The sequence below is a fragment of the Microbacterium sp. DWRC1-3 genome (assembly GCF_049896645.1).
GTDB lineage: Bacteria > Actinomycetota > Actinomycetes > Actinomycetales > Microbacteriaceae > Microbacterium > Microbacterium maritypicum.
In genome coordinates, this window is sequence record NZ_JAFCUS010000001.1 from 543828 (window position 1) to 568042 (window position 24215).

25 protein-coding genes are annotated in these 24215 nt (G+C 67.0%); 10 read left to right on the plus strand and 15 right to left on the minus strand.

The annotated features are described in order from the left end of the window. The first annotated feature begins 41 nt into the window (after window positions 1–41). The 3 genes from ACP699_RS02600 to ACP699_RS02610 are packed head-to-tail and all read left to right on the plus strand — an operon-like array spanning window position 42 to window position 2962. Entirely contained in the window at window positions 42–1394 is a 1353-nt protein-coding gene (locus ACP699_RS02600) for an MFS transporter (RefSeq protein ID WP_055868216.1), read from the plus strand. A gap of 34 nt (window positions 1395–1428) precedes the next feature. Further along, on the plus strand, window positions 1429–2184 hold the full coding sequence (locus ACP699_RS02605; RefSeq protein WP_426168940.1) for an SGNH/GDSL hydrolase family protein: 756 nt from the start codon (window positions 1429–1431) through the stop codon (window positions 2182–2184). A gap of 31 nt (window positions 2185–2215) precedes the next feature. After that, window positions 2216–2962, plus strand: coding sequence for a formylglycine-generating enzyme family protein (locus ACP699_RS02610; protein ID WP_055868222.1), 747 nt, complete (start codon window positions 2216–2218; stop codon window positions 2960–2962). A gap of 89 nt (window positions 2963–3051) precedes the next feature. On the opposite strand, the gene ACP699_RS02615 is transcribed toward ACP699_RS02610, so the two are convergent. Both ACP699_RS02615 and ACP699_RS02620 read right to left on the minus strand, forming a co-directional pair. After that, entirely contained in the window at window positions 3052–4377 is a 1326-nt protein-coding gene (locus tag ACP699_RS02615) for an MFS transporter (protein ID WP_055868225.1), read from the minus strand. Between the two features lie 151 nt (window positions 4378–4528). After that, window positions 4529–5104 (minus strand): AAA family ATPase, encoded by a 576-nt coding sequence (locus tag ACP699_RS02620; RefSeq protein WP_426168945.1) that lies wholly within the window; start codon window positions 5102–5104, stop codon window positions 4529–4531. 66 nt (window positions 5105–5170) lie between these two features. Between ACP699_RS02620 and ACP699_RS02625 the strand changes: the two genes are divergently transcribed. After that, the gene (locus ACP699_RS02625) at window positions 5171–5905 is read left to right on the plus strand and encodes a peptidoglycan recognition protein family protein (protein WP_426168948.1); all 735 of its coding nucleotides are present in this window, start codon (window positions 5171–5173) and stop codon (window positions 5903–5905) included. A gap of 81 nt (window positions 5906–5986) precedes the next feature. Next, on the plus strand, window positions 5987–6832 hold the full coding sequence (locus tag ACP699_RS02630; RefSeq protein WP_426168952.1) for a class I SAM-dependent methyltransferase: 846 nt from the start codon (window positions 5987–5989) through the stop codon (window positions 6830–6832). 61 nt (window positions 6833–6893) lie between these two features. Here the strand turns inward: ACP699_RS02630 and ACP699_RS02635 are convergent, their stop codons facing one another. The 3 genes from ACP699_RS02635 to ACP699_RS02645 are packed head-to-tail and all read right to left on the minus strand — an operon-like array spanning window position 6894 to window position 10095. After that, complete coding sequence (locus ACP699_RS02635; RefSeq protein ID WP_426168955.1) at window positions 6894–9251, minus strand: ATP-binding cassette domain-containing protein; 2358 nt, start codon at window positions 9249–9251, stop codon at window positions 6894–6896. A gap of 29 nt (window positions 9252–9280) precedes the next feature. Continuing rightward, window positions 9281–9691, minus strand: a complete 411-nt coding sequence (locus ACP699_RS02640) for a VOC family protein (protein WP_426168958.1) — start codon at window positions 9689–9691, stop codon at window positions 9281–9283. Between the two features lie 5 nt (window positions 9692–9696). Continuing rightward, on the minus strand, window positions 9697–10095 hold the full coding sequence (locus ACP699_RS02645) for a helix-turn-helix transcriptional regulator (RefSeq protein ID WP_426171519.1): 399 nt from the start codon (window positions 10093–10095) through the stop codon (window positions 9697–9699). Window positions 10096–10277: 182 nt separating this feature from the next. On the opposite strand from ACP699_RS02645, the gene ACP699_RS02650 reads away from it, so the two are divergent. After that, a complete protein-coding gene (locus ACP699_RS02650) occupies window positions 10278–10874 on the plus strand; it encodes an HdeD family acid-resistance protein (RefSeq protein ID WP_017830619.1) in 597 nt (198 codons plus the stop codon). A 70-nt stretch (window positions 10875–10944) separates the two neighbouring features. On the opposite strand, the gene ACP699_RS02655 is transcribed toward ACP699_RS02650, so the two are convergent. After that, complete coding sequence (locus ACP699_RS02655) at window positions 10945–11709, minus strand: SDR family oxidoreductase (protein ID WP_426168962.1); 765 nt, start codon at window positions 11707–11709, stop codon at window positions 10945–10947. A 122-nt stretch (window positions 11710–11831) separates the two neighbouring features. Here ACP699_RS02655 and ACP699_RS02660 point away from each other — a divergent pair, with 122 nt between their 5' ends. From ACP699_RS02660 to ACP699_RS02675, 4 genes are all read left to right on the plus strand, one after another. After that, window positions 11832–12305 (plus strand): NfeD family protein, encoded by a 474-nt coding sequence (locus ACP699_RS02660; RefSeq protein ID WP_127482371.1) that lies wholly within the window; start codon window positions 11832–11834, stop codon window positions 12303–12305. 9 nt (window positions 12306–12314) lie between these two features. Continuing rightward, window positions 12315–13244, plus strand: coding sequence for an SPFH domain-containing protein (locus ACP699_RS02665; RefSeq protein WP_055868247.1), 930 nt, complete (start codon window positions 12315–12317; stop codon window positions 13242–13244). After that, a complete protein-coding gene (locus tag ACP699_RS02670) occupies window positions 13241–14017 on the plus strand; it encodes a glycerophosphodiester phosphodiesterase family protein (RefSeq protein WP_426168968.1) in 777 nt (258 codons plus the stop codon). Before ACP699_RS02665 ends, ACP699_RS02670 begins: the two co-directional genes overlap by 4 nt. A gap of 124 nt (window positions 14018–14141) precedes the next feature. After that, a complete protein-coding gene (locus tag ACP699_RS02675) occupies window positions 14142–14525 on the plus strand; it encodes an RNA polymerase-binding protein RbpA (protein WP_017830624.1) in 384 nt (127 codons plus the stop codon). Here ACP699_RS02675 and lnt read toward each other — a convergent pair. The 9 genes from lnt to ACP699_RS02720 are packed head-to-tail and all read right to left on the minus strand — an operon-like array spanning window position 14522 to window position 24184. After that, a complete protein-coding gene (gene lnt / locus ACP699_RS02680) occupies window positions 14522–16054 on the minus strand; it encodes an apolipoprotein N-acyltransferase (RefSeq protein ID WP_426168972.1) in 1533 nt (510 codons plus the stop codon). The two genes, ACP699_RS02675 and lnt, sit on opposite strands and share 4 nt — an antisense overlap. A gap of 1 nt (window position 16055) precedes the next feature. Further along, on the minus strand, window positions 16056–18530 hold the full coding sequence (locus tag ACP699_RS02685) for a DEAD/DEAH box helicase (protein ID WP_426168975.1): 2475 nt from the start codon (window positions 18528–18530) through the stop codon (window positions 16056–16058). Then, on the minus strand, window positions 18527–19285 hold the full coding sequence (tatC, locus tag ACP699_RS02690) for a twin-arginine translocase subunit TatC (protein ID WP_151486670.1): 759 nt from the start codon (window positions 19283–19285) through the stop codon (window positions 18527–18529). Before tatC ends, ACP699_RS02685 begins: the two co-directional genes overlap by 4 nt. A 57-nt stretch (window positions 19286–19342) precedes the next feature. Beyond that, window positions 19343–19579, minus strand: a complete 237-nt coding sequence (gene tatA / locus ACP699_RS02695; RefSeq protein WP_017830628.1) for a Sec-independent protein translocase subunit TatA — start codon at window positions 19577–19579, stop codon at window positions 19343–19345. Window positions 19580–19623: 44 nt separating this feature from the next. Beyond that, entirely contained in the window at window positions 19624–20607 is a 984-nt protein-coding gene (locus tag ACP699_RS02700; protein ID WP_426168979.1) for a helix-turn-helix transcriptional regulator, read from the minus strand. Continuing rightward, a complete protein-coding gene (locus tag ACP699_RS02705; protein WP_141386067.1) occupies window positions 20604–21596 on the minus strand; it encodes a helix-turn-helix transcriptional regulator in 993 nt (330 codons plus the stop codon). Before ACP699_RS02705 ends, ACP699_RS02700 begins: the two co-directional genes overlap by 4 nt. Further along, window positions 21596–22507 (minus strand): hypothetical protein, encoded by a 912-nt coding sequence (locus tag ACP699_RS02710; RefSeq protein WP_017830631.1) that lies wholly within the window; start codon window positions 22505–22507, stop codon window positions 21596–21598. Before ACP699_RS02710 ends, ACP699_RS02705 begins: the two co-directional genes overlap by 1 nt. A gap of 10 nt (window positions 22508–22517) precedes the next feature. Beyond that, window positions 22518–23537, minus strand: coding sequence for a tRNA (adenine-N1)-methyltransferase (locus ACP699_RS02715; RefSeq protein ID WP_426168984.1), 1020 nt, complete (start codon window positions 23535–23537; stop codon window positions 22518–22520). Next, entirely contained in the window at window positions 23534–24184 is a 651-nt protein-coding gene (locus ACP699_RS02720) for an HAD family hydrolase (RefSeq protein ID WP_017830633.1), read from the minus strand. The genes ACP699_RS02715 and ACP699_RS02720 overlap by 4 nt, the downstream gene beginning before the upstream one ends. Window positions 24185–24215 lie beyond the last annotated feature (31 nt).

Sequence of the window (24215 nt, forward strand, 5' to 3'; positions counted from 1 at the left end):
CGGGCGCGGGACGTCGGGCGCTCGGCTCTACGATGAAGAGCATGGCCAACACCGCCTTGCCGAGCCGCTCATCTCTGGCCGAGCGCCTGGACGTCCTGCCGTTCACCCGTCGCCACCTGCGCCTCCTGACGGGTTCGGGGCTCGGCTGGGCTTTGGACGCGATGGATGTCGGTCTGATCTCCTTCATCCTCGCCGCGCTCACGCAGCAGTGGGGGCTGACGAAGGGCGAAGCCGGTTGGATCGCCTCGGTCGGGTTCATCGGCATGGCCATCGGCGCGACGCTCGGTGGCCTGCTGGCGGATCGTTTCGGACGACGGCAGGTGTTCGCGCTCACGCTGCTCGTATACGGCATAGCGACCGGTGCCAGCGCGCTCGTCGGAGGTCTCGCGGCACTGCTCGTTCTCCGCTTCCTGGTCGGTCTCGGTCTCGGCGCCGAGCTCCCGGTCGCTTCGACGTATGTGAGCGAGTTCGCTCCGGCCCGGATCCGTGGCCGGCTGATCGTGGTGCTGGAAGCCTTCTGGGCACTCGGATGGACCGCGGCCGCCGTGATCGGCTTCCTCGTCATACCGGCCTCCGATGACGGGTGGCGCTGGGCCTTCGCGCTCGGCGCGATCCCTGCCGTGTACGCACTCTTCGTGCGGTGGCGGATGCCGGAATCGCCCCGCTGGCTCGCCTCGCGAGGACGCATCGCGGAAGCAGACCGCATCGTCTCGGCGTTCGAGGCCGATGCCGGGGTGGGCGGTGCCCCCGCTATCCGCAAGGAGCCGGCATCACGTGCGATCGCGGTCACCGCACGCGCGCGGCTGGCAACGCTCTGGAACCCGGAGTTCCGAGTGCGCACACTGTGCCTGTGGATGGTGTGGTTGGGCGTGAACTTCGCCTACTACGGGGCGTTCATCTGGATACCGAGCATCCTCGTGGATGCCGGGTTCGATCTGGTGCGTTCGTTCGGTTTCACCCTCATCATCACGCTGGCCCAGCTGCCGGGCTATGCTGTCGCGGCGTGGCTGATCGAGGTGTGGGGGCGTCGGCTGACGCTGTCGGTGTTCCTGCTCGGTTCTGCGGTGTCTGCAGTGGTCTTCGGCACGGCGACGACCGAGGGCGCCATCATCGCCGCGGGCATGGCTCTGTCGTTCTTCAACCTGGGCGCCTGGGGAGCCCTGTACGCCGTGACCCCCGAGATCTATCCCACCTCGCTGCGGGGAACGGGCGCCGGTTGGGCGGCAGGAGTGGGTCGCATCGCATCGATCGTGGCGCCGCTCTCCGTTCCGGTGCTGCTGCTCGCCGGTGGAGCGCCGCTGCTGTTCGCGGTGTTCGGGGTGTGCTTCCTCGGTGCTGCGGCCGCAGCATGGGGGCTCGTCGACCGCGGCGGGCAGGCGCTCGACGATCGTTGACGCCTGCTCTCGTCTGCCGCAATAGGCTGGGACGATGGCAGATGTGCGGTTCGTGGCGATCGGCGATTCCTTCACCGAGGGGGTCGGCGATGTCCTCCCGGATGGGCGTGAGCGCGGCTGGGCGGATCTCGCGGCTCAAGGGTGGGCGGATGCCGCAGGACACTCGATCCAGTACGCCAACCTCGCGATCAGAGGCAAGCTCGCCTGGCCGATCGTCGAGCAGCAGCTCGAGCCCGCGCTCGCGCTGAGGCCGACACATCTCTCCTTCAACGGCGGAGGCAACGACATGCTTCGCCCACGCACCGATGTCGAGCACATCGCCGATGCGTTCAGCCGCGTGCTGCGCCGGTGCGACGAGGAGGGGGTGACCATGATCCTGCTCTCCGGGGCGAACCCGAGTGGACAGCTTCCGATGGGATCCCTCGTTCAACGGCGCGGAGATCTCCTCTCTGATGCCGTGCTTCGACGGATCGAAGAGCGCCCCGATGTGGTCCGTGCATTCAACTGGCCGGATCGTGAGCTCTCCCGTGGCGCCTACTGGGCGGACGACCGGCTGCACATGAACGCGGCGGGCCATCACCGCGTGGCGGCTCGGGTGCTGCATGCTCTCGGCTTCGAGCCGCCGGAGACTTGGTGGGCGCCGAGCGATCGCCTCGGTGCGGGGCCGTCGGGGCTTGCCTACTATCGGGAGTTCGTGGGCCCCTGGGTCCGTCGGCGCGTGACCCGCACATCCTCCGGCGACGGTCGCAGGGCCAAGTTCCCGTCCTGGGTAGAGCGAGTGCCCTCGTGAATCGAGTCCGTCGCTCGGACGCGGGGGACCGGTGAGCGATTTCGAGTTCGCCCGCATCCCCGCCGGCGTGCTGACACTGCGGGACGCACGTCGCGAGGAGCAGCGCGTGGTCACGCTGGAGCCCTTCGAGATCGGCGTGTATCCGGTGACGGAGGAGCAGCTCGCAGAGGTGCTCGGCATCCCGGTGCGCCACCCTCGTCGCCCCGCATCCGACCTCAGCTGGCTGCGCGCCATCCACTTCTGCAACGCCGCATCCGAGTGGGAGGGCCTGGATCGGGTCTACCTGTTCGATGGTGAGGACGTCGCCTGGGACACGACCGCAGACGGGTACCGGTTGCCCACCGAAGCGGAGTGGGAGTTCGCGTGCCGGGCCGGTTCCACCGGACCGCACTATGCGCCTCTGGCCGACGCCGCGTGGACGAGCGCGGACGGCGTCTCGTCGCCGCAGGACATCGGCGGCAAACTGCCGAACCTCCACGGTCTCTTCGACACGCTCGGCAACGTCTGGGAATGGTGCTGGGACCTGTTGGACCCCGCCCGCTACGACGACTACCGCGTGTTCCGTGGCGGCGGGTTCGCCGACGACGCCTGGAGCGTGCGGGCATCTGTCCGCCGTGGGGGAGCACCGCGCATGCATCATGAGGATGTCGGTCTCCGACTGGCTCGGGGTGCGTTCGACACGGTCGACCGTGCACAGGGCTGGTCCGCACGGGCCGACCGGGAGCGAGCCGTGCAGGAGGGGCCGCTTCCCTCCGGGTGGACCCCGCGCGGTCGTTGACCTCCCCGTCGTCAGCCCCGCCGTGACCGCACCGGACTCCGCGCGCCGATTTCGAGCCACGCAGCGGGAAACGCTGTGCGGATTGAGGTTCAGCGCCGCCGTTCGGGATCCAGACCCATGCGGATCCGCGTCCGCTTGCGTTCGATGAGGATGAACACGGTGCCGATGATCCAGAGGGGGATCGGCATGAGGAACGCGATCCGGAAGGCATCGAGCGAATAGGTCTCGGGAGTGCCGGCGCCCTGGAGGTCGAGGGCGAGTCCGATCAGGAAGATGGCGATGAGTGCGGCGATGAAGCCGCCGGCGTTCGTCACCCCGGTTGCCGTGCTGAGCCTGTGGGACGGGTTGTGTGTGCGCGCGTGATCGAAGGCGATCATCGATGCGGGTCCGCCGGTCGCGAGCGCGATGGCCAGTACGTAGAGGAGCCAGCTCGGTGCGGTGCCTGGCAGGGCGATGACGGCGATCCAGGCGACCATCTGCACTCCGACGGCGGGGAGCACGAGAGCGAGGGATCGGTGATTCGGCAGCCGGCGGGAGAGATCGCCGATGATCGGCCCAAGAAGCATGCCTGCAATGACATATACCGAGATGATGCCTGCGGCGTGCGCGGTATCGAGTCCCTCAGCAGCGGTGAGGAACGGCATACCCCAGAGGAGGACGAACGCGGTGCCGGCGAACGGCGTGGTGAAGTGCGACCAGAACGCGAGACGCGTTCCCGGGTGCGCCCAGGCTGCACGTATGCCGACTCCGGTATCTATCGCGGAGGTGACGACGCGGATGACGCCGGTATCGGTGTTCACTGTCACGTCGGCACCGCGCTCTGCGGGATGGTTGCGGATGACCAAGGCGACGAGGATCGTGAAGAGCACGCCGAGGCCGGCGATGCTGCCGAAGGTGATGCTCCAGCTGGTGGCGTGCAGGAGTGCAGCGACGGGAACCAGGGCGATCAGCTGGCCGGTCTGGCCGATGATGCCGGTGAACTGGACCATGATCGGCCCTCGTTGCGCAGGAAACCAGGTCGCCACCAGACGCAGCACAGCGGGGAAGATCGCGGCGTCACCTGCGCCGAGCAGCACGCGTGCGAAGATCGCGACCCCGATGCTGGGGGAGAGCGCCATGGTCAGCTGGCCCGCGGCCATGAGCAACATGCCGATCGTCATGATCGGACGCGACCCGAAGCGATCCAGCAGAATACCGACGGGGATCTGCATGCCGCCGTAGACGGCGAGCTGCACCACGGCGAACAGCGCCAGCGTCGACGCATCAGCTTGGAACCGGTCCGCCGCTTCGACGCCCACGGCGCCGAGAGATGTGCGGTTCGTGATCGCGAGCACATATGCCGCGACTCCGACGGACCAGATCAGCCATGCTCGCCACCCCGGTGTCGAGACGGGGGAGTGGGAGACCTGCTGCACCTCCCCAACGCTACTCCTCCGGGAACGTGGCAGACGATCGGTGATGAGCGCAAGGACATGCTCGTCTACAGCCAGCTGCGACCGCGGTAGCGCAGAAGGCGGACTCGTCGATGTCGGTCGGCTCGCCGTCTGGTGATCGCGTGTGGCGCAATCACATGGGCATGCCGCCGCCGAGGTCTTTCACGATGATCTTCACGAGTTCTTCGGTAGTCGTCTCCGGTCCGACCCGCCGCTCATCGAACCAGGGGAGTGGTTGCCACCCGTCGTGCCATTCGCGGATCCTGTCCTCACCGAAGTCGTTCGCGAGCGGCCTCCCCGCGTGGCGCCGGACCGTCTCGTCGAGACCGACGTCGAACTGGTAGATGCACGTCGTCCCGCGGTGGTCGCGATACAAGCTCTCGAAGAATTCGGAGTAGTCGCGCAGGTTGAAGACCCCATCGAGAATCACGTCGTATCCGAGGTCGAGTGCCTGTCTGGCAGCGCCGACGATCAGGACGCTGGCATCCCTGGACCGCCTCAGCCGATCGGGGTCGTGCAGCAGCTCCCGGCGAAAGTGATCCTGCGAGATGAGAGCCACCCGCACACCGAGCTTCGGCCGCAGCGCCGTCGCCGTCGTCGTCTTGCCCGACGCCGCATCGCCGCGCAAGATGACGAGACGGGTGGAGTCACTGCCGGTTTCAGCCATCGAACCATTCTCGCAACCCGCGGCGGGCAGTTCGGTGATCATCACGCCTGGTGACGGCTGGCCGTGTTGAATGGGCAGATGCCGCACTCTCACCCGCCCGAGCCTGCTGTGCGCCCGGAGGCGCATACCCGAAGGCGGTTTCTCATCGCTGCCGGCGCGGGGGCGGCCGTGACCGCAGTGGGGATCTGGCTCACCACGACTGCTGAGGGCCCCGACGATGCGACGCCGGCAGTGGACCCGGACAATCCGCGAGGGCTTCCGGAGTACGACCCTGTCTACGAGCGCGCGGTTCGCGGCCTCGAGGCGCCTCTCGGGTTCACGGACTGTGCGAATCCCAGGAACCGGGCCAACCGCGACACCGCGGGAAGCGACGGCCACGTGGTGAGACCGGTCATCGACCGGTTCATCATCCACCACACGGGGACGACGGCAGACCAATTGGACTTCCTGTCCCGCTGCAACAAGCGATCATCCGCACCGACCTTCTACCTACGCAACGACGGTTCCGTCATCGAGTTGATTCGTCCGTCCGCGAAACCGTCCGCAACCGGCGCTGACTGGAACTGGCGGTCCGTCGCGGTGGAGACTCTCAACGCCAGCGGGGCACCTGAGTACGCGGTGACGGAGGCGCAACTCGAAGAACTCGCGCAGATGATCGCGTGGCTTGCGACCTTCGACGGCAAGAGTCTGGACGGCGTGCCGGTGTCGTTCACGATCGACCGAGCCCACGTCATCTCTCACCGCGAAACATGGTCGGGGACCGAATGCCCCGGTCCCTATCTGCAATCCCGTCTCGACGACATCGTTGTCCGCGCACGGCAGATCTTCGGCGATCGGGGATAGGTGGGTTTTCCGCGTTCTGACATAATGTGCATTATCGGATATTGCTCCTCGCCGGAATGCGGCACTCGATAGGCTCGCACCGTGAATGGAAGCAATGTCGACATCGACTGGGAATCTGCACGGCGGGCGAACCAGGCGAACTGGGAAGATCGCGTTCCTGTGCACGAGGAAGCGTACGGACTCGAAGCGTTCGACGATCCGGATCATCTGAGTGATGTCGTGCGCGACGATCTCGCCACGATGTCTGCATTCCTTCCGTCGGGCGGCCTGTCCGGACTCGACCTGTGCCACCTGCAGTGCCACATCGGCACCGACACCGTCTCACTGGCTCGCGCCGGCGCGCGGGTGACCGGCGTCGACTTCTCGCCGTCGGCGCTTCACACAGCCAGTCAGCTCACGACGCGTCTGGGGGTCGAGGCCACGTGGGTGGAGACCGATGTCCTCGATGCGCGGGCTGCCGTCGTCGGCGACTTGGACGTCGTTTACACGAGTATCGGGACGATCACCTGGCTCGACGACCTTGACCGGTGGGCCGCCCAGATCGTCGCGCTGTTGCGCCCCGGCGGCATGTTCTTCATCCGCGACGGCCATCCCGCCCTCTACGCGTTGGATGAGGATGCCGTGGGCCTGACCACGCGGTATCCGTATTTCGCGACCGGGCATGCGCAGCAGTGGGATGACGACTCCACTTATGCCGGCGACGGTCGTATCTCCCGCGCGCGCACCTACGAGTGGCCCCACTCGTTGTCCGAGATCCTCGGCGCGCTGCTGCGCGCAGGTCTACGCCTCTTGCACTTCGACGAGGGCCGGACCCTGCCATGGCAGTTCAGCGACCGCATGGTCGAGGTCGCCGGCGGCTATGCCTGGCCCGAGGCCGAACGCGATCTGATGCCGTGCACCTACACGATCATCGCCCGGCGGGACTGAGTCGACTTCCCCGAGGGTCCGAGCATCGGGGGCGCCTCAGGTGAGGCGCCCTCGACTCCTCTCAGCCGCCGACGTAGGCTGCGAGGTGCTCCCCCGTCAACGTCGATTTTTGGGATACCAAATCTGTCGGTGTTCCCTCGAAGACGACCTTGCCGCCGTCATGACCGGCTCCGGGCCCGATGTCGATGATCCAATCCGCGTGCGCCATGACCGCCTGATGGTGCTCGATCACGATGACGGTCTTCCCGGCGTCGACGAGTCGATCCAGGAGGCCGAGGATCTTGTCGACATCCGCCAGGTGAAGGCCCGTGGTGGGCTCGTCGAGCACGTACACGTCCCCCTTCTCCCCCATCTGGATCGCCAGCTTGATGCGCTGACGTTCGCCACCCGACAGCGTGGACAGAGGCTGTCCGAGCGAGAGATAACCGAGCCCCACGTCTTCCAACCGGCCGAGGATGGCCGCGGCCGCAGGCAGCTTGGCCTCTCCCTCACTGAAGAACACCCGGGCCTCGGAGACCGGGAGGTCGAGAACCTCGGTGATGTCCTTGCCCGCGAGCTTGTACTCGAGCACGCCGACCTGGAAGCGCTTGCCTCCGCAGTCTTCGCACGGCGTCTCGATGGTGTCCATGAAGCCGAGCTCGGTGATGATGACGCCCGCACCCTTGCATGACGGGCAGGCACCTTCGGAGTTCGCGCTGAACAAAGCGGGCTTGACGCCGTTGGCCTTCGCGAACGCCTTGCGGATCGGCTCGAGAAGCCCCGTGTAGGTCGCGGGGTTGCTGCGGCGGGACCCCTTGATCGCCGCCTGATCGATCGACACGACACCGTCGCGGTTGGACACCGATCCGTGGATGAGCGAGCTCTTGCCGGAGCCAGCCACTCCCGTCACGACCGTGAGCACGCCGGTCGGGATGTCGACATCGACGGCCTGCAGGTTGTTCGCGGTCGCCTCTCGCACCTCGATGGCTCCCGTGCCCGAGCGCACCGCATCTTTCAGCTGTGCCCTGTCGTCGAGATGCTCACCGGTCTTCGTGCCGCTCGCCTTCAGCCCCTCGACCGTGCCCTCGAAGCAGATCTCGCCACCGGCGCTTCCCGCGCCAGGCCCCAGGTCGACCACGTGGTCGCCGATCACGATGGTCTCGGGCTTGTGTTCCACGACCAGCACGGTGTTGCCCTTGTCGCGCAGCTGGAGCAGGAGCCCGTTCATGCGCTGGATGTCGTGCGGGTGCAGGCCGATCGTCGGCTCGTCGAAGACGTAGGTGATGTCGGTGAGCGAAGAGCCGAGGTGCCGGAGCATCTTGATGCGCTGCGCCTCTCCCCCGGACAGTGTGCCGGAGGGCCGTTCCAGACTGAGGTAGCCGAGCCCCAACGTGACGAAGGCGTCGAGGTTGGCGCTGAGCGCCTGCAGCAGCGGGCCGGCTTCGGGAAGATCGAGACCTCGCACCCAGTCGGCCAGATCCGTGACCTGCATGCGGCAGGCGTCGGCGATGCTCACGCCCTCGATCTTCGAGGAGCGCGCACCCTCGGTGAGGCGGGTCCCGTCGCACTCCGGACAGACCGCGAAGGTGGCCACACGCTCGACGAAGGCGCGGACGTGAGGCTGCAGCGCATCGAGGTCTTTCGACAGCATCGACTTGGTGATCTTCGGGATGAGACCCTCATAGGTCATGTTGATCCCGGAGATCTTCACCTTCGTGACCTCGCCGTAGAGGAAGAGGTGACGCTGCTTCTCGGTGAACTGCGAGATGGGCTTGTCGCCCGGATAGAACCCCGACTGGGAGAAGCCCTTCACCATCCATCCGTCGGCGGTGTAGCCGGGCACCATGATGGCGCCTTCGTCGAGAGACTTCGTCTCATCGACGATCTGGGCGAGGTCGATGTCGGATACCGCTCCCCTGCCTTCGCATCGTGGGCACATGCCGCCGAGATAGATCGCGTCCTTCACGATCTTCTTCGCCCCTCCCGGGCCGGTCATCACGCCGCTGGCCTTCTGGGTCGGGATGTTGAACGAGAACGCCGTCGGCCCGCCGATGTAGGGCTGTCCGAGCTTGCTGAACAGGATGCGCAGCATCGCGTTGGCGTCCGTCACTGTGCCGACGGTCGATCGCGGGTTCGCGCCGAGGCGTTCCTGGTCGACGATGATCGCTGTCGTCAGCCCCTCGAGGACGTCGACGTCGGGTCGTGGAACCGAGGGCATGAAACCTTGGACGAAGGCACTGTAGGTCTCGTCGATCATGCGCCGCGACTCGGCAGCGATCGTGTCGAAGACGAGCGAGCTCTTCCCCGAACCGGACACGCCGGTGAACACGGTGAGGCGGCGCTTCGGGATGTCGACGCTGACGTCCTTCAGATTGTTCTCGCGCGCGCCCTGCACGCGGATCAGGTCGTGGGTGTCGGCGGGGTGCTCGTCCGTGGTCATCGGCGTCCTTCGTGTGGTCGGTGGAGAGATCAGGCGGCTTGGCTAATACGGAGCAGATTGCCTGCGGGGTCGCGGAACGCGCAGTCGCGAACCCCGTAGGGCTGGTCGATCGGCTCCTGGACGACGTCGGCGCCGCGCTCGACGAGGCGTTCGAACAGCGCGTCGACGTCGTCGCTGGCCAGTGTCAGCGCCGCGTAGCTGCCCTTCGCGATGAGCTCGAGGATCGTCTGGCGCTCGACGTCGGTGATACCGGGGTCGGTCGCCGGCGGATGCAGCACGATCGACGTCTCGGGCTGGCCGGGCGGGCCGACCGTGAGCCACCTCAGCCCGTCGTAGCCGACGTCGTTGCGAACCTCGAAGCCGAGCGCGTCGCGGTAGAAACCGAGCGCCGCTTCGGCGTCGGTGTGCGGAAGGAATGCGTAGTGGATGCGGATGTTCATGGTGTTCACGGTAGGTGCGCGTCGGTGCGCGGCGCTTCTCGATTCCTGATCGGTCTGGTCACCTGTTTGACGTGGAACGAGGGGATCCCCTCGACGGTGGCGGCGCGTTCACGGTACACGCTGGGTGCGACACCGACCAGCTCCGAGAATCTCGTGCTGAACGAGCCGAGCGAGGAGCACCCCACTTCGAAGCACACCTCCGTCACCGTCAGGTCGCCGCGCCGCAGCAGTGCCATCGCGCGCTCGATCCGACGAGTCATCAGATAGGAGTACGGCGATTCGCCGTAGGCCTCGCGGAATTTCCGGCTCAGATGCCCCGCGGACATGTGCACACCGTCCGCGAGGGCCTGCACATCGAGCGGCCTCGCATACTCGCGGTCGATGCGGTCTCTGACCCTTCTCATCACGGCGAGCTCACGCAGGCGATCTTCGTCGACGACGGACACGACTCGATTTTGCCATGTCGCCGGAAGTCGCGGCGTGACGGAGCGAAACGCGGGTGGGACCTTCTCCCCCATCCCGGACCATGGGAGCGCTACCCTGAGGATGCATCCTCACAGCATCTTCTCAGAAAGGGCTCCCCACCATGTCTGAACCACTCACGGAGGCCAAGTCTCTGTTCAAGTCGATCCGGGTCACGCTGGCGGTCGCCGGCGTCATCGCGCTGATCGCCGGAATCGTCCTCCTCGTCTGGCCCATCAAGTCCGCGGTCATCGTGACGGCGATCTTCGCGTCGTACCTGGTCGTCGCCGGTCTCGTGTACGTCGGGCTCGGCATCTTCTCGAGCGCGAAGGGAGGATGGGCCCGCGTAGGCCACATCGTCCTCGGCCTGCTGTACATCGCAGCCGGTGTCATCGCGTTCTTCAACCTGAACGCCGCCGCAGCCACGCTCGCGTTCGTCGTCGTGATCTTCATCGGCGTCAGCTGGATCGTCGACGGGATCGTCGCCCTCACGCTGCTCGGCAGCGACGGGTCGCGGGTCTGGACCGTCCTCTACGCGATCCTCAGCATCGTCGCCGGAATCATCGTCCTGTTCTCGCCGCTGATCGCCGGCTTCGCGTTCTGGCTCCTGTTGGGCATCTCGCTGGTCGTGCTCGGCATCGTTCAGATCGTGCGTGCCATCACGCTCGGTCGGGACGCGAAGGAGTTCGTCTCCGCCGTCCAGGGCGGAGCGGCGAGCTGACGCTCATCGCCTGAAACACGATCGGCCCCGTCCTGCATGATGCAGGACGGGGCCGATTCTCTGTGTCGTACTACTCGGCCGCGAAGGCGCTCACGTCACCCACGAGGCGCGTGTTGTCCGCGGGCACGGGGTCGACGGCTGCCTTGGCGACCTCTGCCGCGAACTCCGAAACGTTGTAGAGCTTGCCCGCCGATTCCCGGCGCTCCGCGATCGCTCCCGGGTTCGCCCGCTCCAGCAGCGTCGCGGTGATCGTCCCCTCGATCATGTCGCCGGAGACGACCGTGAACCCGATCCCCTTCGCGGCCAGGCCGGGGACGAGCTCGCGCAGCGCGTCTTCTCCTGCGCGCTTGGAGAGTGCCACCGGCTCGTACTCCGGCATGGTCGGCGTGGTCCGGATGAAGTGGGCCTGGTGGCTGGTGACGAACACCACGCGCGCGCCTTCGCCGAGCAGGGGCGTCGCCGCGTTCAGGACGTTGAGCTGGGCGTCGCGGTTCAAGGTGAGTGCGTAGTCCTCGGCCATGCCGGACTCCATGCCGCCGGACGCGTTGAGCACGAGCACGTCGAGGCGCCCGTACTCGGCACGGATGGCGTCGAACATCTCGGCGACGGACTCGGGGTCGGTCAGGTCGGCACCGACGACGAGCGCACGACGACCGAGCTCGCGCAGCTGTGCGGCCAGCTTCTCGGCACGCGGTGCCTTGTTGCGGAAGTTGATGACGACGTCGGCACCGGCCTCGGCGAGGTAGCGCACGGTGTCGGCGCCGATGCCCCGCGATGAACCGGTGACAAGGGCGACCTTGCCGTCAAGGGATCCTGCGGGAAGAACGTCGGTCACGGTGACTCCTCATGATGCGTGAAAAAGCCGTGATCGCACGGCCCTCACACACTACCAAGCGCGCGCTGTGGCACCCGGATCCGCGGACGCCCGCGTGATACGTTGACCACAAAGGAGGCCGCATGGACAACTTCACGACATTCGTCACGTTCATCGACCAATGGGCTTGGATCGGCTGGCTGGTCCTGATCGCCGTCTTCCTCGTCATCGAGATGCTCTCGCTGGATTTCACCTTCCTCATGCTGAGCTTCGGCAGCGTCGTCGGTCTGGTCACCGACCTGATCGGCGTCCCGGTGTGGGTGCAGGTGATCATCGCCGCCGCCGCGGCCGCGCTGTTCATCCTCTTCCTGCGGCCGCCGCTGCTCAAGCGCCTGCGGCGCGGGGAGGATCCGACGAAGTCGAACGTCGACGCCCTCGTCGACCTCCGCGGCATCGCGCTGCACGACATCACGCAGATCTCGGGCCAGGTCAAACTCGCCAACGGCGACACCTGGACCGCACGCACCGCCACACCCGTGCCGATCCCCCAGGGCGCTCCGGTCGCCGTGAGTGCGATCAACGGCGCGACCGCCATCGTCCGTCCCGTCAACGACTAGGAGAACCCCGTGAACGACGCATCGTTCATCCCCACCGCGATCCTGTGGGTCCTCGTGATCGCGGTGATCATCTTCGTGGTGGTCACCGTCGCTCGCGCGATCCGCATCATCCCGCAGGCCACAGCGGGGGTCGTCGAACGCCTCGGGCGCTACCACAAGACCCTCACCCCCGGGCTCAACGTCCTCGTGCCCTTCATCGATCGCCTGCGCCCTCTGATCGACATGCGCGAGCAGGTCGTCTCGTTCCCGCCGCAGCCGGTGATCACCGAGGACAACCTTGTCGTGTCGATCGACACGGTCGTCTACTTTCAGGTCACCGATGCGCGCGCCGCGACCTACGAGATCGCGAACTACCTCGGCGCGGTCGAGCAGCTGACGACCACCACTCTGCGTAACGTCGTCGGTGGACTGAACCTCGAAGAGGCGCTCACCAGCCGCGACAACATCAACGGTCAGCTCCGTGTCGTCCTCGACGAGGCGACAGGCAAGTGGGGCATCCGCGTCGGTCGCGTCGAGCTCAAGGCGATCGACCCGCCCATCTCGATCCAGGACTCCATGGAGAAGCAGATGCGCGCCGAGCGTGACCGCCGCGCCGCGATCCTGACGGCAGAGGGAACGAAGCAGTCCGCGATCCTGGAAGCCGAAGGTGCTCGCCAGGCCGAGATCCTCCGCGCAGAGGGCGACAAGCAGGCCGCCGTGCTGCGTGCGCAGGGTGAGGCCGAGGCCATTCAGAACGTCTTCAGCGCGATCCATCAGGGCGAGCCGGACGACAAGCTCCTCGCCTACCAGTACCTCCAGATGCTGCCGAAGATCAGCGAGGGTCAGTCCAACAAGCTGTGGATCATCCCGAGCGAACTCACCGAGGCGCTCAAGGGCATCGGCAGTGCATTCACCCCGAAGCCGGGCCAGGGCCCGACGAACACGCTGCCGGGCGCGTGACGCACCCGTACTTCTCGAAGACGCGGCATCCCCGAGTCCTCGCCCACCGCGGTCTGATCACCGCGGCAGGCGAGGACTCGGGCGTCTGGGAGAACTCCGCTGCGGCATTCGCCGCTGCGCATGCGGCAGGCATCGACTACATCGAGACCGACTGCCAGGTCACGGCTGATGGCGACGTCGTCCTGTTCCACGATGAGACACTGACCCGGCTGGTCGGCGACAGCCGCAGCGTGCGGGAGGTGCGCACTCGAGAGCTCCGGATGCTCTTCGCGGACCACGGCGGGCTCCTGACGGTGGCCGAGGCACTGGCTTCCTTCCCGGACGTCCGCTTCAACATCGATGTGAAGACCCCCGCAGCCGTCGATCCGCTCGGACCGATACTGGTCGAGCACACGCACCGGGTGCTCCTGACGAGCTTCTCCGACGCGACCCGTCGAGCCGCGCTCGCCGCGGTCTTGCGGTCCGGAGCAGCACTTCGCCCCGCCACATCCGGTGGGAGCGGAACGATCGCCGCGCTGAGGGCTCTGTCGGCGCTGCGCCTCTCCCCCGCTCGTGTGCTCCGGGAGGTCGACGCTCTGCAGATACCCGAGCGCTACGGTGCGCTGAAGGTCATGACGCCGGCACTCGTCCGCGCTGCCAGACGACATGACGTCGAAGTCCACGTATGGACGGTGAACGAGCCCGAACACATGCAGCGCCTCATCGCTCTCGGCGCCCACGGAATCGTCTCCGATCGCGCGGACGTGGCACTCAAAGCGCTGATCCCCCGCTGACCTCCGACGCGCCCCATAACCTCCGGTGCTGGGATTAACCTGTGAGTTCCGCCGAGAAGGCGGCCGCGTGGATGAAGCGCACAGGCTGGAGCGCTATACCTGACAGCGACGAGAGGACCACACAATGGCAGATCGCAGCCTGCGCGGCATCCGACTCGGCGCCCAGAGCCTACAGAGCGAAGAGGGCGTCGTTTTCATGGAGCGCCGTGAGACCACCTACACCTGTGACACCTGCGGCCACGTCACGAACCTGATGTTCGCGGCGGACGCAGAACCGCCCCAGACCTGGGAGTGCCGCGCGTGCGGCGCCGAAGCCCGCCTGAACGTCGACGGCCAGGCCGTCACGCTCGAGGTCACCGACGAGAAGGCTGCCCGCACCCACTGGGACATGCTGCTGGAGCGTCGTAGCCGCGCAGAACTCGAGGAACTCCTCGAGGAGCGCCTCGCCTTCATCCGCGCCCGCCGCGGTGCCGGCGAAGACCCGACCCGGGAGAAGATCGGCGCTTAGCGCCTCCTGGCGCGCCACCACCCGACGAGGAGCGCGCCCAGACCGCCCCAGAGCAGGATCGCCTGCAACCAGGGGCCCAGCACCACACCAGCTGTGAGGCCGGATCGGAGCTCGACATCCTCGAGCATCGCTCCGGCCTCATCTGCGTCCAGGCTCGTGACGGTCGATCCGTCGGCGCGGATGATCTGGCTCGTGCCGACGGTCGAGACGTTCACCACGCTGCGGCCCGTCTCGATGGCCCGCATCCGGGCGAAGGCCAGCTGCTGGAGATTCTCGTCCGTGCCACGGAAGTCCGCGTTGTTCGTCTGGAACACCAGCACCTCGGCGCCGGAGTTCAGGCCCTGCCAGATCACGTCGTCGTAGATCACGTCGAAGCAGATGGCGAGGCCGACAGGGACACCCTCGACGGTGACCAGCGGAGGGTTCGAGCCCGGGGTGTACTCCCTCTGGATGAGTCCGATGAGGTCGGGAGCGAGCGCGTTGAAGAAGGCGCGATCCGGCACGTACTCGCCGAACGGGACCGGGTGGCGCTTGTCATGCAGCTGTGTCGCTGTGCCGTCGGGATTCCACAGCATCGACGTGTTGAAGTATCGGTCGTCTCGGCCGGTGGCCGCGTTCGCCAGCAGCGGGGCGTCGATCCGGTTGGCGAGCAGAGTCATCCGCCGAGCGAGGGCGTCGATCTGGAACGGGTCGCCGTCCAATGACCCCTCCGGCCACACCAGGAGATCGACATCCTCGCCGTAGAGAGGCGCGGTCGCGTCGGTCTGCGCCTGGATCACCGAGAACGGCTCGCGGTCGTCGAAGTAGCCGGTCGGACCGTTTCCCTGTACCGCAGCGATCCGCAGGGAACCGCTCGAAGACGTGGGAAAGAGCGGGGTGAACAGGAGCACCACCACGAGGGCCGCGGGCGCGATCACGAGGAGTGGCCGTCGCCATGCCCGCATGCGCGCGACCTCGATGAGCATCGCCACGACGAAGACCATGAGGAAACTGAGTCCGCTGACGCCCACCCATGAGGAGACCGGTGCCAGCGGGCTCTCCGCCTGACTCATGCCGATGCGCGCCCAGGGGAAGCCCCCGTAGGGCCACGAGCCGACGAAAAGCTCGCGGCCGACCCAGAGGGCGGCGACGACAGCGGGAAGCGCCAGGAGGCGTCCTGCGGTCCCGGGGAAGGCCTTCGGGAGCCACCGGTAGGCGAGGGCGATCGGGACGAGGGCGATTCCCGTCAGAACTCCCTCGAGGACACTGAGAGCGGCCCACGGGACCGGGCCCAGGTAGCGCGACGTCCAGGAGACGAGAAGTCCGAAGAACAGGATCCCGTAGACGACTCCGACCAGCAGCGCTCCCCCGAAACGGCGTCCGATCAGTGAGACCAGAACGAGAGCGGTCGCCGGGAAGGCGAGGATCCATACGGCGGCCTCCGGATAGGCCAGGTCCATCATCACCGCGGCGAGTCCGGCGGAGAGCACAGCGGCCCACAGAGGCAGGAGGGCGCGCTGGGGCGCTCGTTTGTCGGTCATCGCATCCATCTCACATCGAGGAGTAGGCGACGATGCCCCGGCGCACGCCGTCGAGCGCGGCCCGCGCGGTCCGCGCGATCGTGGCGTCCTCCGCCACGATCGAGAGCTGATCCAGCAGGTCGATCGTCTGCTTCGCCCAGCGCACGAAGTCACCGGCCGCCATGTCGGCGTCGATCAGCACCCGGTCGAGCATTCCGCCGCGCGCCCACGAGTGCATCGCCCCGGCGAGCCCGGCCGCCAACGGCTCGCTGCCGGGAAGGTGATGGTCCTGCTCCAGATCATCGAGCTCGGCCCACAGCGTCGTCGTCTTCTCGTACGCGGCGCGGAAGGCACCGCGCGGCAGACCCCGCTCCCCCGCATTCGCTTCGTCGCGGCGGGGCTCGTACACCAGGCAGCACGCCATGGCGGCGAGTGAGGGGGCGTCGAGACCGGCCCAGAGGCCTTGGCGCAGGGACTCGGCGACCAGCAGATCGCGTTCACCGTAGATACGGCGCATGGTGCGTCCGGCTTCGGTCAGAGTGGTCTCCTCGCCGTCGTCCACGATGTAGTCGAGTGTCTCCAGCACCTCGATGACACGGTCGAAGACGCGCGCGACGGAACCGGTGCGCGTCTCGATCTGACGACGGATCCGGTCGTTCTGGCGCTTGAGCTTCCAATAGCGCTCCGCCCACCGCGCGTGAGCTTCACGATCGGGACAGCGGTGGCAGGGGTGGCGCTGCATCTGCGTGCGCAACGACTGCATGCGCTTCATGCGCTTGTCGCGCGACGCACGCGGCGCGTTCGAATCCTGTCGGTTCTTCTTCTCGAGGTCGCTCAGCTCGCGCCGGATGGCCGCGTACTCGGGGAAATCTCCGTGCTCGCATGCCATCGCGCTCTGGTAGCCGGCCAGAGACTCCTCGGCCTCGCGCACCTGACGCGCCAGCCCGACGACGGCACGGTCCGCCTGGAACTGCGCGAACGACGATTCCAGGATCTGCCGGGCCCTGACTTTGCCGAACATGTCGATCAGGTTCACGGCCATGTTGTACGTGGGGCGGAAGCTCGAATTCAGCGGATACGTCCTGCGGGAAGCGAGCGCCGCGACCGCCTGCGGATCCATGCCCTCGGTCCACTGCACCACGGCGTGACCTTCGACGTCAATGCCTCGACGCCCGGCGCGGCCCGTGAGCTGCGTGTACTCCCCCGAGGTGATGGCGACACGGGCCTCGCCGTTGAACTTCTCCATCTTCTCGAGCACGACCGTTCGCGCCGGCATGTTGATCCCGAGCGCGAGCGTCTCGGTGGCGAAGACGACCTTCACGAGCTTGCGCCGATAGAGCTCCTCGACGACTTCCTTGAACGCGGGCAGCAACCCCGCGTGGTGCGATGCGACGCCGCGCTCGAGGTTGTCGAGCCACTCCCAGTAGCCGAGCACGCCGAGGTCCTCCTCCTGGAGGGTGCGCGTGCGCTCCTCGACGATGGCGCGGATCTCGGAACGCTCCTCGTTCGAGGTGAGCCGGATCCCTGCCCGACGCACCTGCTGCACGGCGGCCTCGCACCCGACCCGACTGAAGATGAAGAAGATCGCCGGGAGCAGATTCGCCCGCTCCAGCAGTCGCACGACGTCGGGGCGATCCATCCGCTCGATCCGGCGTGCGTTGGCGGCGCGTACCGGACGACGTCCGCCTCGCTGAGGCCGCTTCGCCTGACGACCGGCGTGGCGGTCGCTGCGGTAGGACTGCGCCTGACGGTTGTTCTCGTATGTCGTGCCCGTAGAGGAGCGGATACGCATCAGCTCCTGGTTCACCTGCGCGGTGGCCGGGCCGGCACGATCGTCGAAAAGCGGCAGGAGGTCGTCGCGGACGAGCACGTGCTGCTCCAGCGGCACAGGCCGGATCTCCGAGACGATCACCTCGGTGTCGCCGCGCACGGTGTCCAGCCAATCACCGAACTCCTCGGCGTTGGACACGGTGGCGCTCAAGGAGACCAGGCGCACACGCGCCGGCAGGTGGATGATGACCTCTTCCCACACCGCACCGCGGAAGCGGTCGGCGAGGTAGTGGACCTCGTCCATGATGACGTAGCGCAGGTCCCGCAGCGCCGAGGAGTCGGCGTAGATCATGTTGCGCAGGACTTCGGTGGTCATCACGACGATGCGGGCGTTGCCGTTGATGTTGGTGTCGCCGGTGAGCAGACCCACCTGATCGGCTCCGTAGACGTCGACCAGCTCTCTGAACTTCTGATTGGAGAGCGCCTTCATCGGCGTCGTGTAGAACGCCTTGTCGCTCGCGGTCTGCATCGCGAGGTGGATCGCGAACTCACCGACGATGGTCTTTCCCGCACCCGTGGGGGCTGCGACCAGTACGCTGCGTCCGCTCTCGAGCGCGTGGCACCCTGCGACCTGGAAGGGGTCGAGCTGGAACTTCTGCAACGCCGCGAACGCTGTGGACTGCGGGTGCTCCACGGCCTCCTGCGCGCGCGCGTACCTCTCCGAGGGTGAACTCATGCCGGATCCGGCAGAAGCCCTGATGCCTCGTCGCGCTTGCGTTTGCGTCGATCGAAGATCAGGGAGAGACCCGCGGCCGCGAAGAAGAGGACGATCAGGATACCCGCGAGCATGAGCATGCTGACGACGTCGGCGGCCGGCGTCGCGAGAGCGGCGAACACCGTTGCGATGATGATGGCGACCCGCCATCCCTTGAGGATCGCTCGACCCGACATGACGCCGGCGAGGTTGAGAGCGACCAGGAACACCGGCAGCACGAACGAGATGCCGATCACGATCATCAGCTTGAAGATGAAGTCGTAGTACTCCTGGGCGGAGTAGAGGTTCGTCGCTCCGGCCGGGGTGAAGCTCCACATGAGCTCGATGATGTGGGGCATGATCATCACCCCGAGGTAGCAGCCGGCGAAGAACAGCGGAACGGCAGCCACGACGAAACCGATCGTGTACCTGACCTCTTTGCGAGTGAGGCCGGGCATGATGAACGCCCAGATCTGCCACAGCCAGACCGGAGCCGACAGGAAGATGCCGATGGAGAACGCGATGCGCATGCGCATGTCGAACGCCGAGGTGATGGTTCCGAAGTTGAGCGCGCTGAAGTCGTCTCCGCGCTTCTCGGCGATGATGCGCACCGGTTCGGTGATGAAGTTGATGATCGGGTCAGCCACGAGAAAGGCGATGACCATGCCGACCACGAGAGCGAGCGCAGCGAACATGAGGCGCTTGCGCAGTTCGACGAGATGCGCGCCGAGCGACATCCGTCGATCCCGATCCGCCTTCGGCATCACGGTCGGTTCGATGGCTGCCACGGCCGGTCAGGCGCGGGGCGGAGTCTCAGGGTCGATGCCCGAGTCCTTCACCGTGGTCGGGTCGACGGCTGCGGACTCGGTGCGAGCGGCGTCATCGTCCTTCATCGCCTTCATCTCGCCCTTGAACACGCGGGCGGACTGACCCATGCTCTTGGCGAGGGCCGGCAGCTTCGCCGCACCGAAAAGAAGGAGGATCACTGCCAGCACGATAAGCAGGTGCCAGCCTTGCATTCCAGCGAACATGTCAGGTTTCCCGTCGTCGGTGAGCGTTCGATCCAGTCTACAGATCAAACCTTTGCTTCGGGTTGGCGATAGAGGGCGAGTCCTGCGGCTGCCCACTCCCTGGTCGCCGCGCGGGCTACACCCGGTTCCAGGACCTCCATGGATCCCCCGAAGCGCGCCGCGAGCCGCTTGATGCCGCGCGGGTCGGCGAGATGCAGCCGAGTGGTCACTGCGCCGTTGACCGCCTCAGTCGCCCCGGTGGGCACGAATCCGCTGAGCAGGGGTGCGAGACGCTCGGCGACGCGCACCGTCACCTCGCGCTCATCATCGAGCCCGGCGAACGCCTCCGGAACCTGATCTCCGCTGTGGGTGATCGGGATCTCTGTCAGCGTCGGTGCGCTCACCCGGTCGAGGTGGAAGGTACGCATCGCCTGTCGGAGGTGGCACCACCCCTGCAGATACCACTGTCCGTTTGTGATCAGAATCTGCATCGGATCGACGGTGCGCGTCGTCGGCGCGGCATCGGGAGCCTGATACGTGAAGGCGATCGCGACGCCTTCGTGCAGGCCTCGAGCCACGGCTTCACGAACCTCGTCGACGGCGCTGGGCGCGACGACCACGTCGGCGGGCGCGTCGGCAGCACCTCGGGACAGCTTCGAGATCAGCCCTGCCACCAGGCCCGAGTCGGAGACGGCGGGAACCGCGGCCACCATCTGCAGACCTGCGAGCAGGGCGGCAGCCTCCCGCGCGGTGAAGCGCGGCACACGACGCAGGGCGACATCGTTGGTGATCTCGATGACGTCCTCGAGGTCCAGCAGATCCCAGTTGATGTCGAACATCTCCTGCGGCTGCTGCCAATAGCCGTCTTCACCGGGAAGCCCGATCACGGTGAGCTTCTCGACCATGCCGCGCATCTCCTGCGACGTGACGCCGAACTCCGATGCAGCCTCTTCGAGAGAGACCTGTCCGTGCTCGAGCACGTAGGGAACGAGGGTCAAGTACAACCGCACCCGGTCGGCGGCGAGCAACGGCTTCGACTTGGCGGTCATCTCGCCTCCTCCTCGTCGGTGTGCAGCTCGGCGACGGCGCGAAGACGCGCGATCACGGCGTCGCGCAACGGTGCGGGCTCGACCACGCGAACCTCCGGACCGTACGAGGCGAGTTCGTCCGCGAGGATGTGCAGGTCCACGAAGGGCACGTTGATGCCCTGAGGAGCTGATGTGGCCCTTCGGCCCAGGCGCAGAGCGGCCTCCGTACCCGGGGTGATCTCCAGGAGTGCCGAGTTCTCGGACGCGACCCGTTCCAACCCTGCGAGTGCGCGATCCCCCGCACCGTCGCGCAGGGCGGGGTCGAAGCTCTGGGAGCTCACCCGCACATCCCCGACGATCCGACTGAGCAGGAAGGTGCGGTCCTCCTCTGCATCGACGTCGACGCCGAAGACATGCCACCGTGCCTCGTAGTCGACCAGCGCCAGCGGGCGGACGCGGCGCCGGCGAGGGGCATCCTCGCCGGGCTTCAGGTAGTCGAAGGAGACCACTCGGGACCGTTCGATCGCATCCTGCAACGGAGAGAACGCGGCATCCCTAGCCGTGATACGAGGGGCGAAACCGATGATCGGCTCGTCGCCGTCGATCCCCAGGGCACGGATCTTGCGGACACCCGACTGAGCGTCCCCGGAGACGGATTCGGCGCTCCAGACGCTTCCGGCCAGCTGGAGCACTGCCAGCTCGGCCGGCGAGAACTCGATGTCGCTGGGGAGATCGTATTCCGCCTGGGGAATGCGGTAGCGCGCTTCGCGGAGGTCGTTGGGATCCGCAGCGTCCCCGATGGTCTCGATGGGCACGCCGAGCGAGCGCAGCTCGTCCTTGTCCCGCTCGAACATCTTCTCCAGGGCGTCCGATCGGGTGCCCGCCTCTGCGCGCTGCCGATACCCGGAGACGTTGTCGAGGATCTGCTGCTTGGTCAACCCGATCTCCGTGGCCATCAGCGCCACGACGAGATTCGTCAGGCGCTCCTCCGCGGGGATACGGGCGGCCATCACTGCGTGGGCGCCGTCACTGCGCCCAGGATGTCGACGACGATCGCCGTGGCCGGAGCGCTCTCGGCAGCAGGGAAGACGACGAGCAGTTGCGACCCGACGGTGGCGCCCACGAGCTGCTCGGCGGCCACACTCACGCTCGCGTCCTTGCCCCACGAGCTCGTGGTGACCGTCTTGTCGTCCCAGCCGACACCCATGATGTTGGAGACGACGATGTCGCCCTCCTTCACCTTCGGGCCATCGCCCTTGATGAGCGTCTGCGTCACGATCTCGGTCGGCGCGGGAACATCGGGGATGATGATGCCGGGAGTGCCGTCGGGGGCGCGGACGACGCTGGGAAGGCCGCGTGCGTCGTTGAACTGCAGTGCACCGGATGCCTTCGCCGGCATGACATCGAGCACATCGATGACCGCGACGATGTTCTCGCCCTTGTCGAGACCGAACGCCTGGACGTTCTGGGCCCCGAAGTCCTCCGGAGTCAGGACGGCGAGGACACGGCTGCCACCGGTGGCGCACTCGAGAACGTCCGCGAGACCCGCAGAACGCTGAGCCCAGTAGTCGATGCTGTGCACGCGGCTCTGGTCGCCGTTGAACTCGGACTGGTAGAGCGCCTTGCCGCTGTCTCCGCCGTAGAAGGCGATGTCCAGCACCACGGGCTGGAAGTCCGATCCCAGTGCCAGACCGTCTCCGACGGTGACGTCGGCGAACGAGGTCTTGTCGGTCTTGACCGGTCCGAAGACGTCGACATCGGGGACGGAGCCGAGGTCACCGCTCACGTCGGCGACGTTCAGGATCTTGTCGTTGCCGCCGCGGTCGCACGCGGCGACACCGTCGGATGCTGTCGCGGTGCAGCCCGTCAGGGCGAGGACGGCGAGGCTGAGGGATGCCAGAACGGCGGACGTTTTACGCACGCGCTCCAGTCTATTCCGTCGCGTGCCCGGAATCGCGCGATGCGGCGGCAAGGCGCGCCCCTTCGGCCGCCTTCTCCGCTTCTCGTGCGCGTTTGCGGAGGTTCTTGTCACTGATCTCACGGTCACCGACGGCGCCGGGCGTCCACGCCTCCACGTCCTCATCGCCGTAGCTGCTCTTGGACGCACGCCGCTTCACCGACGGCGCGATGGCACCGGGAGCGAGTCGGCGGGCCGTGAGGAGGAACCCGGTGTGCGCGACCATCCGGTGATCAGGGCGCACGGCGAGCCCCTCGACGTGCCAGCCGCGGACCATCGTCTCGGAGGCGTCGGGGTCGGTGAAGAGTCCCGTGCCGCGGATGTACTCCGCCACACGGGAGAGCTGGGTCGCGGTCGCCACGTAGCAGAGCACGACGCCGCCGGGGGTGAGGGCGTCGGCCACGACATCCATGCATTCCCACGGCGCGAGCATGTCGAGCACCACGCGGTCGACGGAGGTCGGGGCCACCTCGTTCGGCAGGGCCTCGACGAGATCGCCCACGACGACGCGCCAGGTGTCCGGGTGCTCACCGAAGAAGGTCTCCACGTTTCCGCGGGCGACATCGGCGAAGTCCTCGCGACGCTCGAAGGAGATCAGCTTCCCGGCCGGGCCCACGGCGCGCAGGAGCGAGAGGGAGAGCGCGCCGGAGCCGACGCCGGCCTCGACCACCACCGACCCGGGGAAGATGTCGGCCTGCATCACGATCTGGGCCGCGTCCTTGGGGTACACGATCGCCGCGCCGCGGGGCATCGACATCGCGAAGTCCCGCAGCAGAGGCCGCAGCGCCAGGTAGTCGTGCCCGGAGCTGTTGGCCACGACGGAGCCGTCGGGAAGCCCGATGAGGTCGCGATGACGAAGCACACCCTGGTGCGTGTGGAGCTCCCCGTCCTCGCGGAGCGTCACGGTGTGGAGTCGGCCTTTCGGCCCGGTCAGCTGTACGCGATCGCCCGCACGGAACGGACCGCTCGGCCGCTGTACGCGGGAATCGGTCATCGGGTGGCTCCTGTCACGGCGGTGTTGCTGTCGAAGAGATCGGTGAGATCGTCGGCGCCCCTGCCGGCGAGGGTGGACCACAGCTCGTGGGCACCGAGGTGGTCGAGGGGCACGATGTGGGGAACCGCGAGGGTCAGCGCCCCGGAGGCGAGGCCGGCGCGCACGCCGGTCGGCGAATCCTCGATGACGATCACCTCGGCGATGTCGACGTCCAGAAGCGCGGCCGCCTGCAGGTAGGGCTCGGGGTGGGGCTTGGGGTTGTCGACGTCATCGCCGGCGACGACGATGTCGAAGGCCTCGAACTCGATGAGCTCGACGACGTTGAGCGCCATGCGACGCAGCGACATGGTCACCAGGCCTGTGGGGATCCCCGCCTCGCGGAGGTCACGGAGGAGCTCGCGGGCGCCGGGGCGGAACGGGACGCCCTGCGTGCGCAGCGATTCCTGCACGACGTCGGTCAGGTGGGAGACGATCGCCTCGGGCTCCATCGCGACACCGGCGTTCTGCAGGATCACCGCGCTGTCGAGCAAGCCGCTTCCGACCAGCTGCAGCGCATCCTCGTGGGTCCAGGAACCTCCGAACGATTCGACCAGCGCCGTCTCGGCGGCCATCCAATACGGTTCGGTGTCGACGAGTGTTCCGTCCATGTCCCAAAGGACCGCGCTGGGCTTTCTGCTC

Excerpts from the sequence above, each read along its gene's own strand:
- ACP699_RS02605 (WP_426168940.1), top strand. The coding sequence starts at position 1,429 with ATGGCAGATGTGCGGTTCGTGGCGATCGGCGATTCCTTCACCGAGGGG.
- ACP699_RS02700 (WP_426168979.1), bottom strand. The coding sequence starts at position 20,607 with ATGACCGCCAAGTCGAAGCCGTTGCTCGCCGCCGACCGGGTGCGGTTG.
- ACP699_RS02685 (WP_426168975.1), bottom strand. The coding sequence starts at position 18,530 with ATGAGTTCACCCTCGGAGAGGTACGCGCGCGCGCAGGAGGCCGTGGAG.
- ACP699_RS02705 (WP_141386067.1), bottom strand. The coding sequence starts at position 21,596 with ATGGCCGCCCGTATCCCCGCGGAGGAGCGCCTGACGAATCTCGTCGTG.
- tatA (WP_017830628.1), bottom strand. The coding sequence starts at position 19,579 with ATGTTCGCTGGAATGCAAGGCTGGCACCTGCTTATCGTGCTGGCAGTG.
- ACP699_RS02715 (WP_426168984.1), bottom strand. The coding sequence starts at position 23,537 with ATGACCGATTCCCGCGTACAGCGGCCGAGCGGTCCGTTCCGTGCGGGC.
- ACP699_RS02650 (WP_017830619.1), top strand. The coding sequence starts at position 10,278 with ATGTCTGAACCACTCACGGAGGCCAAGTCTCTGTTCAAGTCGATCCGG.
- ACP699_RS02600 (WP_055868216.1), top strand. The coding sequence starts at position 42 with ATGGCCAACACCGCCTTGCCGAGCCGCTCATCTCTGGCCGAGCGCCTG.
- lnt (WP_426168972.1), bottom strand. The coding sequence starts at position 16,054 with ATGGATGCGATGACCGACAAACGAGCGCCCCAGCGCGCCCTCCTGCCT.
- tatC (WP_151486670.1), bottom strand. The coding sequence starts at position 19,285 with ATGTCGCTCGGCGCGCATCTCGTCGAACTGCGCAAGCGCCTCATGTTC.
- ACP699_RS02635 (WP_426168955.1), bottom strand. The coding sequence starts at position 9,251 with ATGACCACGGACGAGCACCCCGCCGACACCCACGACCTGATCCGCGTG.
- ACP699_RS02675 (WP_017830624.1), top strand. The coding sequence starts at position 14,142 with ATGGCAGATCGCAGCCTGCGCGGCATCCGACTCGGCGCCCAGAGCCTA.
- ACP699_RS02720 (WP_017830633.1), bottom strand. The coding sequence starts at position 24,184 with ATGGACGGAACACTCGTCGACACCGAACCGTATTGGATGGCCGCCGAG.
- ACP699_RS02645 (WP_426171519.1), bottom strand. The coding sequence starts at position 10,095 with ATGAGAAGGGTCAGAGACCGCATCGACCGCGAGTATGCGAGGCCGCTC.
- ACP699_RS02620 (WP_426168945.1), bottom strand. The coding sequence starts at position 5,104 with ATGATCACCGAACTGCCCGCCGCGGGTTGCGAGAATGGTTCGATGGCT.
- ACP699_RS02640 (WP_426168958.1), bottom strand. The coding sequence starts at position 9,691 with ATGAACATCCGCATCCACTACGCATTCCTTCCGCACACCGACGCCGAA.
- ACP699_RS02660 (WP_127482371.1), top strand. The coding sequence starts at position 11,832 with ATGGACAACTTCACGACATTCGTCACGTTCATCGACCAATGGGCTTGG.